Below are 13,742 nucleotides of genomic sequence, written 5' to 3'. Positions count from 1 at the left end.
GTCCCCGTTCAATACGGTTGTGTATTCAATACAGAACTGTATCCTACTCCTATGGAACCGACCAAGCGCCCCGAACCGGCCAAGCGTCGCCGCTCGAACACCCGGGCCCGGCTGCTCGCGGGAGCGCTCGACGTGTTCGCCGAGCGCGGGTTCCAGGGTGCCTCGGTGGAGGACATCTGCGAGCGGGCCGGATTCACCCGCGGCGCCTTCTACTCCAACTTCGGCTCCAAGGACGAGCTGGTCCTGGCCCTCTTCCAGGCCACCACCGACCGGTTGCTGGAGCAGATCGAGGCGCTGCTCCCGGAGCTGGCCAATCAACCCGGCTCGCTGCTCGACGCCGTCCTGAGCCTGCTCGACGAGACCGCGCCGGACCAGCGCCAGTGGCACCTGATCTCCGCCGAGTTCACCCTGCACGCGCTCCGCGACAAGGACGCGGCCGAGGCGCTGAACAAGCAGCGCACGATGTTCCGCGAGAGCCTGACCAGATTGGTCGAGCAGATCACCGAGACCAGCGGGATGGAGCTGACCGTCCCGGCGGAGCAGTTCGTCCGGATGGTGATCGCCGTACACGAAGGGGCCCGGTCGCAGAGCCTGCTCGAGCCGCGGGAGGTCCCGGCCGGCTCGCTGGAGCACACGTTCCTGCCGATGGTGCTGGCAGCGGTCAGCCGACCTTCACGCTGACGGTGTGCAGGCCGGTCGCGCCGTTCGGCGCGGGCGGCGCCGACGACTCCACCTGTGGATTGCCCTTGTCGTCGAACGCGCGCACCTGCAATACGTGCGTACCGCCCGACGCCTGCCAGGTCCAGTGCCACTGCCGCCAAGTTTCGATCGACGCATCCGCCGCCAGCGTCGCCTGTTGCCAGGGGCCACCATCGACGCGTACCTCGACCTTGGACACGCCGACGTTCTGATCCCATGCCACGCCGGCGACCGTGACCGGCCCCGGCGCGACCTTCTTGCCGCCTGGTACGTCGATCCGCGACGACAGTTTGATCGGACCGAGCTCCGACCAGCCACGCGGTGTCCAGTACCCCTGGAACTGGTCGAACCGCGTCACCTCGATGTCCACGAGCCATTTCGTCGCCGACACATACCCGTACAAGCCGGGTACGACGATGCGTACCGGGAACCCGTGTTCCACCGGCAGCGGCTGCCCGTTCATCGCGTACGCCAGCATCGCCTGCCGATCGTCGAGCAGCGTCGGCAGCGGCGTACCGGCGGTGAAACCGTCCTTCGAGGTCGACTGGATCGCGTCCGCGTTCTTCGCCGGACCGACCTCTTCGAGCAGGTCCTTCAGGAGCACGCCGGACCACAACGCGTTGCCGATCAGGTTGCCGCCGACCTCGTTGCTGACACAAGTGAGAGTTACCCACTTGTGGACAACTTGGCGTTTCAGCAGGTCGTCGAAGGTCAGCTCGAGCTCGCGATCGACCATCCCGTGGATGCGCAGCTTCCAGTCCGACGGCACGATCTGCGGCACCGAGAGCGCGGTGTCGATCCGGTAGAAGTCCGCGTTCGCCGTCACCCAGGGGACGGCGCCGTCGGCCTGCACGCCGGCCGGCGGGGCGAGGCTCGGCGGTTGCGGCAGCCGGAGCGCTGCCCGTGCGTCGGCGACCGCGGCGCGGCTCCCGTTGGCGACGCGACCCAGTAGGCCGACCGCGGCGCTGCCGAGCGCGACACCGGCCGAGAGCTGCAGGAACCCACGGCGGCTGACCCCGTCGTCCGGGGCATCGACCAGCGGCTCGAGCCGACGGCTGAACAGGCGCAGCACGATCAGCGCGGTGGCCCCGGCGAGCAAGGACGGCAGGAAGCCGGTCTGCCCGGAGTCCGCGCGGGTTATGGCCGCGGCGATCGCCGCGGCGGTGAGTGCGACCGTGATCAGGGCACCGGCCCAGTAGCGCCGTACGGCCAGGATGCCGCCGACCGCCGCGAGTACGCCGACCACGATCAGGATTCCGACTCGGAGCGCGGTCTTGTCGTGCGTACCGAACCAGGAGATCGCCAGGTCCTTCAGCCACGGCGGCACCCGGTCGATGAAGGCCGATCCGATCGCCGTCACGGGCGTCTGCGCCGTACCGAGGAATCCGGCCACGACGCTGCCGACCGCGAGCCCGGCCAGCGCCGCGAGGACGCCGCCGACGGCGCCACGCCATTTGGTGCCGCCAGGGGCCTTCGGATCGACTTGTTGCTTCACTTCTCAACAATTGCGCGACAGGGCGCCCAGCACCAGCCAGGCGCCCCATCCGTTAGTCACGGGTAATGCGGGGTGGTTGTCGAGCTCGTCGGTCAGATCCGGTCGGGTGTGATCGGCCCTAGTCCCGGCCGGCCGTTCGGCCAGCGGCGGGCGTTGTCCCGGACCCGTCGGAGCCTGCCGAGGACAGCGTCGCGGTCGTCCGCCAACTGGGACATCCAGAGGCTGTCGATCTCGAGCAGGTGGTCCGGCAACGCTTCGCGCAGCCGGCGCTTCCCCTCCTCGGTCAGGACGGCGAACGAGCCGCGGGCATCGTCAGGACAGGGCTCCCGGCGAACCAGGCCGAGGTTCTCGGCGCGGTCGACCAGCCGGGTGATGCCGCCGGTGGTGACGGTCAGCTCCCGGGCGAGCGAGGTGAGACGCTGCTTCTCCCCGTGGCTGCGGGCAAGCCGCAGCAACAGTTCGAACATTGCCATTTGCAGTCCACTGCGCTTCAGGGAATGGCGCATCAGGTGATCCAGCTCGGCTGCTGCTTCTCGCAGCAGGCCGTAGGCCGTCAGCACGTCGCTTTCCCAGGGTTCGGCGGCGCGAGTGGGTTCTGCATCGGCGAGCGCTAGGGGCGAGCAAAGCGAAGGCGCGATGGTCATGCGCGGACTCTATTAGCTGACTAGGTCACTTCGCTACACGGGGTGACCTGTCGGCTACAGATCGACCCAGAACTGCAAGGAAGTCCGAGCCTAGCGGGAGCTGGTGCGGCCGATCCGGTCTAGCACGGTGAGAATTTGACCTGCAGGCTGCCCGGAACGGTGGCACGATGGCGGTTCGCGCTCGCTGGGGAGGGTACGCATGGCGGTGATCGAGGCGGCCGGGCTGGTCAAGGAGTTCAGTCGGCCGGCGGTGCTCCCAGGCCGGCTGCCGCGGCTCCGCGGCCTGTTCAGCACCAAACGCGAGATCACCCGCGCGGTCAGCGGCGTGAACTTCCAGGTCGAGCCGGGCGAGCTGGTCGGTTACCTCGGGCCGAACGGCGCCGGGAAGTCCACGACCATCAAGATGCTCACCGGCATCCTCACGCCGACGTCCGGGGTCTGCCGGGTGGCCGGTCTGGAGCCGTCCCGGGACCGCGCGCGGAACGCCCGCAACATCGGCGTGGTCTTCGGGCAGCGCACCCAGCTCTGGTACGACCTCCCGCTGCGTGATTCGTTCGAAGTGCTCGGCGATCTCTACAACCTCGACCGGACGACGTACCGCGACCGGGTCGGTCTGTTCACCGAGCTGCTCGACCTGTCCGACTTCCTGGACACACCGGTGCGGTCGTTGTCACTCGGTCAGCGGATGCGGGGCGACCTGGTCGCGGCGATGCTGCACGCGCCGTCGATCCTGTTCCTGGACGAGCCGACCGTCGGGCTGGACGTGGTCGCGAAGGCGCGGCTGACCGAGTTCATCGCCGAAACCAACCGCACGGCGGGTACTACTGTCGTACTGACCACGCACGACATGGATGACGTCGAGCGGTTGTGCCAGCGGATCATCGTGATCGACTCCGGCACGGTGCTGTACGACGGTGACCTCTCGAAGCTCAAAGAACGCTTCATGCCGTACCGGTTTCTCGTACTCACTCTTGCCGAGCGCAGCCTTCGCGCTGACATCCCGTTCGCTACCGAAGTGGATGCGGCCGCGGTCGGAGCGGCCGTGCCGTACCCGGACCGCACTGTCGTACTGCGTTTCGACCCGCGAGAGATCGCTACGCCCGCGCTGATCACGCAGGCGTCGCAGGTGTACCAGGTTGATGAGCTGTCGATAGTGGACCCACGGCTGACCGATGTGATCGCGCAGCTGTACGACGGCGTGCTGACGTGAGCACGGTCCGCGCGTTTCGTGGCATGACACGAGCAGGTACGCGGTCCGTACTGATCTACCGCGGCGATCTGGTCACCGGTGCGATCACACTGGTCATCCAGGTCGTGCTGGCGATCGCCGTCTGGCGCACCGTGTACTCAGGACGCGCGCCGGTGAACGGGGTGGACGGCCAGACCGCGGTGTCGTACGCGGCGATCGCGGCGTGCTTGCAGGCAGTGCTGTTGCCCTGGCAGTTCTCGTCCTTGCCGGAGCGGATCCGGAACGGTCAGATCGCGACCGACCTGACCAGACCGCTCGGTCTGATGTGGCAGGTGCTCGGGCAGAACCTCGGTGTCCTGTTCGGTCGGTTGCCGCTCGGCGTGGTCGGGCTGGTGGCCGCGGGTCTGCTCGGAGCGCTGACTGGACCGCCAGGTTTGGGCGCGGCCTTGCTGACCGCGGTGGCGACCGTGGGCGGTGTGGCGGTTGCGATGCTGTGCAACCTGATCGTGTCGATGGTGACGTTCTGGACCTTTGAGGTGAGCGGTCCACTGATCGTGTACCGGTTCGGCAGTGCGTTCCTGTCCGGGTCGCTGATCCCACTGTGGTTCATGCCGGGGTGGCTGCGGTCGTCTGTCGAGTGGCTGCCGTTCCAGGCGCAGGTGTACACGCCGGTGTCGATCTACCTCGGTCAGACACGTGGCGGTGAAGCACTGGCGTTGGTGTGCGTACAGCTGGCGTGGGTGGTCGTGCTGACGCTGCTGCTCGAGCTGATCTGGCGGCGCGCCCGGCACAAGGTGGTGGTGCAAGGTGGCTGACGTTTCGTGGGTCCGCCAGTACGTCATCCTCCAGCGTGCTGCACTGCGAGCCCAGTTGCAGTACCGGGTGAACTTCTGGACCACGCTGATGGGTGGAGTCGCGTACCAGGGAACACAGCTGCTCTTCCTGGGCGTGCTGCTCGGGAAGTTCGGTCTGATCGCCGGGTGGGGGTTTCGCGAGGTCGCGTTCGTGTTCGCGATGCGGCTCGCGTCGCATGCGCTGTACGTCGTACCGTTCGGCTCGCTGCGGTTGACGGATCTGATCGTGCGCGACGGTGAGTTCGACCGGGTGCTGCTGCGGCCGGTGAATCCGTTCCTGCAGCTGATCACGCGACAGTTCCCACTGATGTCGATCGGCGACGCGTTGCTCGGGTTCGGGGCGCTGATCGTGTTCGGCTGGCAGGCGCCGGTCGAGTGGAGCGTGGCGAAGGTCGGTTACCTGCTGCTCGCGGTGATCGGCGGCGGACTTGTGGAGACCGGCATTCAGACGTTCTTCTGCGGTCTGTCGTTCGTCGCCGCCTCGACGTTCTCGCTGCGGATCTTCGCGGACAACTCGATCACGCAGTTCTCCGGGTACCCGTTGACGATGTTCGGTCGTGGGGTGTTCTACGGGTTCTGCAGCGTGTTTCCGATGGCGTTCATCGCGTTCCTGCCCGCCTCGCTGCTGCTTGGCCGTACTGAGGATATTCCGCTGCCGGTTTGGCTGATCGCGGCTGCACCGGTGGCTGGGCCGGTGGTGCTGGCGCTTGGGTACGCGTTCTTCATCCGGATGCTGCCCAGGTACGCCAGCCCGGGGAGCTGACGGCGCTTCGGGGGCTGTGGATAACTTCCGCGGCGGTTCGGCGATTTTTGCCACCCTTGATCCACACGGTTTTCCGCCTTGGATCGGGGAGTTCAGATGCGCGACACCAGCGAGCAGTCACCGTACGGCCGGGGTTTCATCGCGGCCTGCATCGTCGTCGCCGCCGTCATCCTGTGCGCCGCGACCCTCCTGATCGCCAACCTGACCTCGGCCGAACCAACCGCCGTGGAAACCACCCCGGGCGCTGGTGCCGCGCCCCCCGCCGATCCCGCGACGCCTGCTGATCCCGTTGGGGCAATCGGCTCTGCGGAGACCGGCCGGCGTTCTTCCGGCTGCCAACTTCCGGGTGGCGATCAGGCGATCCCCTCCAAGGCGCCAACCGTGGACAGTTGGGAAGTGAGCCGGCGCATCGTCGTCCCCCGCTCCACGACCAACGGCCCGGCAACCACCGACCCCGACGGCTTCCGTAGGTGCTTCGCGCACTCCCCGACCGGCGCCGTGTACGCCGCCTACAACGCGTACGCGGCGATCGCCGATCAATCCGTCATCGTCAGCACCGCCCGCAAACTGATGCTTCCCGGGCCGGCCACCGATGCCCTGATCCGCAAAGTGCAAGCACAGAACTCGACCAGCGGGTACACCACCCCGCAACTCAGCGGCTACCGCATCATCGACGCCGGTCAGGAGCGCGTCAGTCTGATGCTCGCGATGCCGGTCGAGTCCGCGTACATGAGCCTGAACTTCACGCTCGTCTGGCACGACAATGATTGGCGTCTCCAACCACCAGCGGGCGACGAGCCGGTCGGCGCGCCGTACGCCCAGCACCGTGACCTGTCCGGCTTCGTCGCCTGGAGCGGTGTCTGATGTGCGGCCCGCTCGAGGTCAGCTGCCAGGTCAAGGAGGGTTTCCAGGCGGTCGCGGCGAACGTTCTGGACCAGCTCCGGCAGGAAACCACCCACGCCGCGCTGAACACCCTGCAGTCCGCGAGCTTCTGGATCCGCCCCGACACCCCACACCTGGCCGAGCAGAACGGCAACACCTGGACCAACAATCCGGCGATCGAGTTCATGCACAGCGGTCTGCTGCCGGTGACGATCGGGGTGTTCACGGTCGCCGTGATCATCGCCGGGATCCGGATCGCCTGGGAACAACGCGCGCAGCCGGCGCAAGAACTGCTGAAGGCGATGCTGACCTTCGTCGTGGTGGCCGGGGCCGGGACGGCGACGATGCAGTTGCTGGCGGAGTGGTCGGACGCGTTCGCGGTCTCGATCATCGACAAGGCGGCCAAGGACCTGTCACTGGCCGCCGCGTTCGGTGGCCCGGTGTCAGCTGACGGCAAAGTCACGGACCTGGTCGCGGACACGATGCCGAACCTGCTCGCGATGGCGATCGGCGTCTCCGTCATCATCGCGTCCCTGGTCCAGCTGGTCCTGATGCTGGTCCGCTCCGCGATGCTCGTACTCCTCGCCGGTGCCTTCCCGCTCGCCGCCGCCGCGACCAACACCGACATCGGCCGAACCTGGCTGAAGAAGTTCTGCGGCTGGTCACTCGCGTTCATCGCGTACAAACCTGCCGCCGCTCTTGTCTACGCGGCCGCGATCATGATGTCCAAGAGCTCTCCCGGCAGCACCGACGCCGTCATGCAGGCGATGACCGGCATGATGATGCTCCTGCTCTCGATCTTCGCCCTCCCCGCCCTCCTCCGCTTCATGGTCCCCCTCACCACCGCCGCGGCCGGCGGCAACGCCGCAATGGGCACTGCCGCCACCGACCCTGGCGGCCTCGCCACCGGTGCCCTCAACATAGCTACCTCCCGCCTGAGCACTGCCTCCCCCGGCACGCCCACTCCCTCCAGCCCATCCGGCGCATCCCTGACCAACCCACCCCACTCCACCGGTGCCACCGGTGCCTCAGGTGCCTCAGGTGCCGCCGGCCTGGCCCTGGCCGCAGCCCGCAAAGCCGCCGGCGGCGTAGCAGGCGCAGCCGCCCACTCAGCCGGCGAACCCGCAGGCGGCATCCCCACCCCACCCACCGCCGGCCCCCTGACCCACCCCCGCCGCCACCGAACCACCCGGTAACCGACAAACGCACGCGCCCGAGGGGGTTGCCGCCGCGAACCCGCCCGAGGGAGTGCCCCGCGAACCCGCCCGAAGAGGGTTGCCCCTCGAACTGCAGGGTTGCCCCCTCGAAATTCCAGGGGGCAACCCTCCATCCCAGGCGGCAACCCGGTGCCTGGTGAGGCGGCTGCGGGTGGATGAAAGCATGTGGGTATGGACCGGGTTGCGCTGATCTCCGACGTGCACGGGAATCTGACTGCGCTGGAGGCGGTGCTTGGGGATATTGCTGCTCGTGGGATCGAGCGGATCTTCAACCTCGGCGACTACGTCGGCAAAGGTCCGCGCGGCCGGGCGGTTGTGGATAAGTGTCGTGAGGTGTGCGAGGTGAACCTCCTCGGCAACTGGGACGACTCGCTCCCCGACCCGAACCGCACTGACGACCGCGAAGCCCTGCGCTGGTGGAAGAACGAGCTGCGCGAGGAGCAGTGGACCTGGTTGCGCGGGCTCCCGTTCTCGTACGACTTCCTGATCAGCGGTCGCCAAGTGCGCCTGTTCCACGCATCGTCGACGGATGTTCACCGCCGCATCCTCTACGACCACGACGAAGCCGAGTTCCTGAGCTTCTTCGAGAACACCCCCGCGACCGGCGACGGCCCGGTGCCCACAGTCGTCGGGTACGCCGACACTCATGACCCGTTCTACGAGTCCGATCGCGGCCGAACCCTGTTCAACACCGGTTCGGTCGGCAACAGCCTGGGCGATCCGACCCCCGTGTACGTGATCCTCGAAGGCATACTGGACTCCCCGGCGCCGGCGCCGTTCTCGATCCAGTTCGTCCGGGTGCCGTACGACGCGTACGCCGAACTGGCCGTCGCGCGCGAGCTCGGGATGCCGGAATGCGACGGCTACGAGTCGGAACTCATCCACGGCCTGTACCGGACGAACCTCTACAACAGCATTCCGCGCGCCTACCACGGCCGCCGTACGCCGACGGCGCCAAGCTGAAGCGGCCCACTTTCCCCAGGGTTATCCACAGCTGTGAATTGGGGGCTGACAGCAACTATCCGATGGATGTTCAGCTCCTGGCCACCTGAACAGCGGACCTCCGCTCACCTGACCAGAAGCGCCTCGGAGCCGACCGGCTGATACCCGGCCGCGAGGAATGCCCGCAGTGACGCCGCGTTACCCGGCGTGACCTGCGCCCAGATCGACGCCCCGGTGGGGATCAACGCGCGCGCCGCGCGGGCCAGCCGCCGTCCGTGCCCACGGCCCCACACCTCGTCCGGCAACTCGATCGCGCACTCCAGCCGCCCGGCGACTCCGCGTCCGGTGACCACGACCCCGCCGTGTACGTCGCCGTACGCCTGCACGTCGTCGCGGTAGTCGAGCGCCCGCCGCACCCTGGGATGGTCGAGGTCGGTCAGCGGGGTCAGGCCTTCCACCGCGGCCGCGCGTTCGTCCGGATCGGTCACGGCCGGCGCGAGCAGCATCGCGTCGTTCGAGCTGACCCGCCGCCCGGTCGCCGCGGCGAGCGCGCTCAGAAACGGCGGGTTGGTCGGCGTGGCCAGGTCATCCACAGGCACCCGCGCGGCGACCCACTCCGGCGTCACCTCGGCCGCCACGACCACATGCCCGGTGAACGCCACCACCGCCGACTCCCGCTCGGAAGGCGCCGGCACCACACTCACCCCCAGATCCACCACCGGAAAAACCCCACGCTCAACCGCCGCAAAGATGTCCCCAAGAGTCGTCACCCGCCTATTCTCACGAACCCGAGCGTCGCCTCATCCACAGGTACCGAAGGACAGGTAGTGGTTCGATGCCTGCGGCCACGTCAGGCGGCGCGGACGCCGCCAGGACGCAGGTCGGCGCCACCACTACCCGTGCTTCGGTACGGCCTCAGTTCACCGGGACTCGGGGTCGCCGGTGGCGATGGTGATGACGACGGCGGCGGCGCGGTTGGTGAGGGCGGTGCGCTCGTCCGGTTCGGTACCGGCGTGGATCTGGAGGGCGACACCGTCCAGGACCGAGGTGATCAGGCGCGCCCGCGTCGCGACCTCGTCGTCGCTCAGCCCGGTCGTGACCCGCCGGATCAGTACGCCGAGCTCGTCGTAGAAGGTCGCGTAGATCTCGCGGTTCAGCCGCCGGAACCGCTCCTGGTGGTACGCGAGCAGCGACATCGTGCCGAAGGCGGTGCCGGCGCCACTGGTCCAGTTGTCGACCAGTGCTCCCGCGGCTTCCTTCAAACCGTCGATCGTCGTGGCGTTCCGTACCGCCACCAGGTCCTGCTCGAACTCGCACCGGATCACTGCTTCGAGCAGATCGTCACGGGTCGCGAAGTAGTACTGCAAGTTGCCCAGCGTCATCCCGGTCTTCGCCGCGACCCGCCGCAGTACGAACCGGTCGAATCCCTCGTCGACCAGGAGCTCCCGCGCCGCCGCCAGCACTTCGCAGTACCGCTCATAGCCGCGCGTACTCAGCGAGCTCCTCATGACCTCAGTGTACGTGCCTAGGTCGATGACCTATTATTGGTCACTGACCTAATCGAAAGGATCCCCCATGCCAACCCGTCTGAGTCGCAGCGAGCGGGACGCGTTCCTGTCGGACGTCCGCGTCGGCGTACTCTCCGTCGCCTCGAACGATCCCGACCGCGCGCCGGTCAGCGCGCCGATCTGGTACACCTACAGCCCCGAGACCGGCATCTCCGTGATGATGAACCGCACGTCCCGCAAGGGCGTCGCCATCGACGCGGCGAAGCGTTTCAGCCTGGTCGTACAGTCCGAATCGCTCCCGTACCGCTACGTAACGGTCGAAGGCCCGGTCGTCGAGATCCGCGGAACCGAAGGCATCACCGATGTTCTTCCGCTGGCGATCCGCTACCTGGGCGAAGAGCAGGGCACGGCGTACGCGAAGGGCTGGTACGAAGCCGGTGCCGCCGAAACCGACTTCGTCTACACCATGAAACCCACGAAGTGGAACACGGCCGACTTCACCAACGACCTGGGCTGACCCAAAGGATCCGGCGCGGGCGAGCTCATCCGGCGAGCGCCTGGACTACTCGGCTCGCGGACGGCTTGCCCAGCTGGGTCGCCATCCAGCCGCTGGTGGAGACCAGCTTTTCCAGGTCGACACCGGTCTCGATGCCGAGGCCGTCCAGTTGCCAGAGCAGGTCCTCGGTGGCGAGGTTGCCGGTCGCGCTCTCGGCGTACGGGCACCCGCCCAGCCCGCCCGCCGAGCTGTCAACCGTGGTGACGCCCTCGCGCAGTGCGGTCAGGGTGTTCGCCAGCGCCTGCCCGTACGTGTCATGGAAATGCACCGCGAGCTTCTCCACCCCGACCCCGGCCGCGCCGAACGCGGCGATCAACGCGCGTACCTGCCCCGGTGTCGCGACCCCGATCGTGTCGCCCAGCGAGAGTTCGTGGCACCCGAGCTCGACCAGCCGGGCCCCGACCTTGACCACCTGATCGATCGGTACGTCACCCTCCCATGGGTCGCCGTAACACATCGAGACGTATCCGCGGACCGCCAAACCTTCGCCGAGCGCGCGTTGCACCGTCGGCGTGAACATCGCGAACTGGTCGTCGAGGGTCGAGTTCAGGTTCTTCGCCGCGAAGGTTTCGGTCGCGCTGGCGAAGATCGCGATCTCCCGGACGCCGGCCTCGAGGGCGCGGTCGATGCCGCGCTCGTTCGGTACCAGGACCGGGGCGCGGACGCCGGCGGGCAGGTCCAGGCCGGCCAGCAGCTCGGCGGCGTCGGCGAGCTGCGGAACCCACTTCGGGTGGACGAAACTCGTCGTCTCGACGGTGCTCAGCCCGGCGTCGATCAGCCGCCGGATGAACTCGGCCTTCACCGCCACGTCGACGATCGCCGACTCGTTCTGCAACCCGTCCCGCGGCCCGACCTCGTAGATCGTCACCCGCGAAGGCAAACCCTCGCTCCGCACCACCTGCGGTTTCCGCACTGTCCGCCTCCGCGCGCTACTCGGTCGACCTCCGGCCCGCTGATCCCGGAGCCCCGCTCAATCCTAGGCGTACGCACTGATGCTGCAGGCGAAAGTCAGCGCGGCCGGCTTGCGTTGGGTCGGGGTGGAAGTGGTGGGCCGGCGAGAAATTGTCGGTGGGTGGGGGAAGGATGGTGGGGTGCGTGCGCAGCGGGTTGAGCTCGGGGAGTTCTTGAAGGCTCGGCGGGCCGGGGTGGCTCCTGAGGATGTCGGTTTGCCTGGGGGTGGGCGGCGGCGGACGCCGGGGCTGCGGCGGGAGGAGCTGGCGCAGGTCGCGGGCGTCGGCGTGACTTGGTACACCTGGCTCGAGCAGGGGCGGCCGATCAACGTGAGCGGGCAGGTGCTCGACGCGGTCGCGGCGACGTTGAAGCTGTCGCCGATCGAGCGCGAGCACCTGTACCGGCTGGCCGAGGCGACACCGGTGCGGCTGCCGCGGACCGCGGATTGTGCGAGCGAGTCGGTGCTGGGCGAGATCGTGGACGCGCTCGACCCGCTGCCTGCCGTGATCACGAACACGCGGTACGACATCATCCGCCCCAACACCGCGTACAGCGATCTGTTCCATGACTGGCACGCACTGCCGTGCATCCACAAGAACCTGCTCTGGTGCATCATCACCGAGCCGGCCGCCCGTGCGCAGTTGCTCAACTACGACACCGAGGTGCCGTACCTGGTTGGCCGCCTCCGCTCGGCGTACGGCGAACACGTCGGCGATCCGGACTGGGAAACCGACCTCGAACGGCTCCGTTCGAGCAGCCCGGAGTTCGATCGGCTGTGGTCACGGCACGAGGTCGCGGCGTGTACTCCGCGCGTCCGCCGCATCCTCAACCCGGTAGCGGGCGAGCTGCACTTCACGGTCACCGAACTGAGCGTCCCGGCCCACCCCGAGCTGATCCTCTTCATCGAGACCCCAGCAACCGCCGACACCCGAGCCAACCTCCCCCGCACCCGCCGCCAACCCACCACCCCCCAGCCAGCCTGACGAACGCAACACCGGCCGGCTGAGCTCCAGTTGCGGTTCAGGGGTGATGGTGCGCCTGTGCACCCCGCGGCTTTGAGAACCCACCGTGTATTACCGCGGCCGATGGGTACGCGGTGGCTTCCCAAAGCACCGTGTCGGCGGGCACACGGGACGCCGGTTATCCACAGTTAGGGTTCGATGGGGCGGGGGATTCGGCGTACGAGGCTTTCGTCGGCGTACTGGCCGACTCGGTAGGTGGACCAGCCGTCGACGCCGGCGCCGACCGCGCCGCCGAGTAGCGGGATGCGGCGGGTGACTGTCAGTGCCATCCGCTTTCCGCTGATTCGCGCGATCAGTTCCGCGACGACCTCGCCGGCGACCTGGCGGTCCAGCTCCGGGTCGAACACCGGTGCGGTCGCGATTGCCAGCGGGGACGTCACGAGACTCGACTTGCGTAGCCGATCCGCGACCCCGTCCTCGCCGAGCAAACAGGTGATCACCGCGGTCCGTACCCGGGGATCGTCCAAGTCGTACCCGCGCAGATGCGCGATCCCCGCCACCATCCGTGCCTGCACCACGGCCAGACCGGTCAGGTTCGCCGGCAGGGCGACCGGCAGGGTGACCAGCCCACCGATACTCGTCACGAACCCTTGTACGCCGGCCAACCGGATGTGCTGGTCGATCACTGCCTCGACCGCGAGCTGCGCGTCGCCGCCGCAGCGGGCCAGCTTGTTGTCCGCGATCCGCTCCGCGCCGGGGAAGCGCTGGTACCCGTCGATCGCGATTTCGAGGACCTGGCGCAGCGCACCCGCCGCGGCGGTCGGGGCGAAGCGCTGCGCGGCGGGCGCGAGGCTGCTGGCGACGAACCTGGTTACTCCGGCCACGGTGCTCCTTCCCGCCCGGCCGAGTCGGAGCCTGGACGTGCTTCAACTGTACGTGGCTCCCCGCCGCCCGCCACTCGGGAGAAACCCCTAAGGGATCTCCAGGGCATCACGATCGCGGCCCGCCCGCGAGCTCAGCGTGACGCGCCGGGCGCAAGGGGGCAGGTGACGGCCTGGCGATCCGGGGTTCAGGATGGTG

The 13,742-nt window shown here is 68.1% G+C and carries 15 protein-coding genes; 9 read left to right on the top strand and 6 right to left on the bottom strand.

Annotation, left to right across the window (positions count from 1 at the left end; translation table 11 throughout):
- Positions 1–51 precede the first annotated feature (51 nt).
- Entirely contained in the window at positions 52–681 is a 630-nt protein-coding gene (locus tag HDA44_RS25585) for a TetR/AcrR family transcriptional regulator (RefSeq protein WP_184838611.1), read from the top strand.
- On the opposite strand, the gene HDA44_RS25580 is transcribed toward HDA44_RS25585, so the two are convergent.
- Positions 662–2,194 (bottom strand): molybdopterin-dependent oxidoreductase, encoded by a 1,533-nt coding sequence (locus HDA44_RS25580; protein WP_184838609.1) that lies wholly within the window; start codon positions 2,192–2,194, stop codon positions 662–664. The two genes, HDA44_RS25585 and HDA44_RS25580, sit on opposite strands and share 20 nt — an antisense overlap.
- Before the next feature lie 92 nt (positions 2,195–2,286).
- Positions 2,287–2,838 carry a MarR family winged helix-turn-helix transcriptional regulator gene (locus HDA44_RS25575; RefSeq protein ID WP_202887558.1) on the bottom strand — a complete coding sequence of 184 codons (552 nt, stop codon included), beginning with the start codon at positions 2,836–2,838 and terminating at the stop codon, positions 2,287–2,289.
- A 199-nt stretch (positions 2,839–3,037) separates the two neighbouring features.
- Between HDA44_RS25575 and HDA44_RS25570 the strand changes: the two genes are divergently transcribed.
- From HDA44_RS25570 to HDA44_RS25545, 6 genes are all read left to right on the top strand, one after another.
- A complete protein-coding gene (locus HDA44_RS25570) occupies positions 3,038–4,048 on the top strand; it encodes an ABC transporter ATP-binding protein (RefSeq protein ID WP_184838607.1) in 1,011 nt (336 codons plus the stop codon).
- Entirely contained in the window at positions 4,045–4,842 is a 798-nt protein-coding gene (locus HDA44_RS25565; protein WP_184838605.1) for an ABC transporter permease, read from the top strand. The genes HDA44_RS25570 and HDA44_RS25565 overlap by 4 nt, the downstream gene beginning before the upstream one ends.
- Positions 4,835–5,644, top strand: coding sequence for an ABC-2 family transporter protein (locus tag HDA44_RS25560; RefSeq protein ID WP_184838602.1), 810 nt, complete (start codon positions 4,835–4,837; stop codon positions 5,642–5,644). The genes HDA44_RS25565 and HDA44_RS25560 overlap by 8 nt, the downstream gene beginning before the upstream one ends.
- A gap of 96 nt (positions 5,645–5,740) precedes the next feature.
- Positions 5,741–6,508 (top strand): DUF8175 domain-containg protein, encoded by a 768-nt coding sequence (locus HDA44_RS25555; RefSeq protein ID WP_184838600.1) that lies wholly within the window; start codon positions 5,741–5,743, stop codon positions 6,506–6,508.
- Positions 6,508–7,722, top strand: coding sequence for a TrbL/VirB6 family protein (locus tag HDA44_RS25550; protein WP_184838598.1), 1,215 nt, complete (start codon positions 6,508–6,510; stop codon positions 7,720–7,722). The genes HDA44_RS25555 and HDA44_RS25550 overlap by 1 nt, the downstream gene beginning before the upstream one ends.
- Before the next feature lie 192 nt (positions 7,723–7,914).
- On the top strand, positions 7,915–8,706 hold the full coding sequence (locus tag HDA44_RS25545) for a metallophosphoesterase family protein (protein WP_184838595.1): 792 nt from the start codon (positions 7,915–7,917) through the stop codon (positions 8,704–8,706).
- 104 nt (positions 8,707–8,810) lie between these two features.
- Here HDA44_RS25545 and HDA44_RS25540 read toward each other — a convergent pair whose 3' ends face one another.
- Positions 8,811–9,455, bottom strand: a complete 645-nt coding sequence (locus HDA44_RS25540) for a GNAT family N-acetyltransferase (protein ID WP_184838593.1) — start codon at positions 9,453–9,455, stop codon at positions 8,811–8,813.
- Between the two features lie 150 nt (positions 9,456–9,605).
- Entirely contained in the window at positions 9,606–10,193 is a 588-nt protein-coding gene (locus tag HDA44_RS25535; protein ID WP_184838591.1) for a TetR/AcrR family transcriptional regulator, read from the bottom strand.
- Between the two features lie 67 nt (positions 10,194–10,260).
- On the opposite strand from HDA44_RS25535, the gene HDA44_RS25530 reads away from it, so the two are divergent.
- On the top strand, positions 10,261–10,710 hold the full coding sequence (locus tag HDA44_RS25530) for a pyridoxamine 5'-phosphate oxidase family protein (RefSeq protein WP_184838589.1): 450 nt from the start codon (positions 10,261–10,263) through the stop codon (positions 10,708–10,710).
- 25 nt (positions 10,711–10,735) lie between these two features.
- Here HDA44_RS25530 and HDA44_RS25525 read toward each other — a convergent pair whose 3' ends face one another.
- Positions 10,736–11,617 (bottom strand): hydroxymethylglutaryl-CoA lyase, encoded by an 882-nt coding sequence (locus HDA44_RS25525; protein WP_425557185.1) that lies wholly within the window; start codon positions 11,615–11,617, stop codon positions 10,736–10,738.
- 223 nt (positions 11,618–11,840) lie between these two features.
- Here HDA44_RS25525 and HDA44_RS25520 point away from each other — a divergent pair, with 223 nt between their 5' ends.
- The gene (locus HDA44_RS25520) at positions 11,841–12,683 is read left to right on the top strand and encodes an MmyB family transcriptional regulator (RefSeq protein WP_202887555.1); all 843 of its coding nucleotides are present in this window, start codon (positions 11,841–11,843) and stop codon (positions 12,681–12,683) included.
- Between the two features lie 167 nt (positions 12,684–12,850).
- Here the strand turns inward: HDA44_RS25520 and HDA44_RS25515 are convergent, their stop codons facing one another.
- Entirely contained in the window at positions 12,851–13,546 is a 696-nt protein-coding gene (locus HDA44_RS25515) for an EcsC family protein (protein ID WP_184838582.1), read from the bottom strand.
- Positions 13,547–13,742 lie beyond the last annotated feature (196 nt).

It is taken from the genome of Kribbella solani, assembly GCF_014205295.1.
GTDB lineage: Bacteria > Actinomycetota > Actinomycetes > Propionibacteriales > Kribbellaceae > Kribbella > Kribbella solani.
Note: the sequence above shows the minus strand (reverse complement) of the source record. Positions and strands in the feature narration are given on the sequence as shown.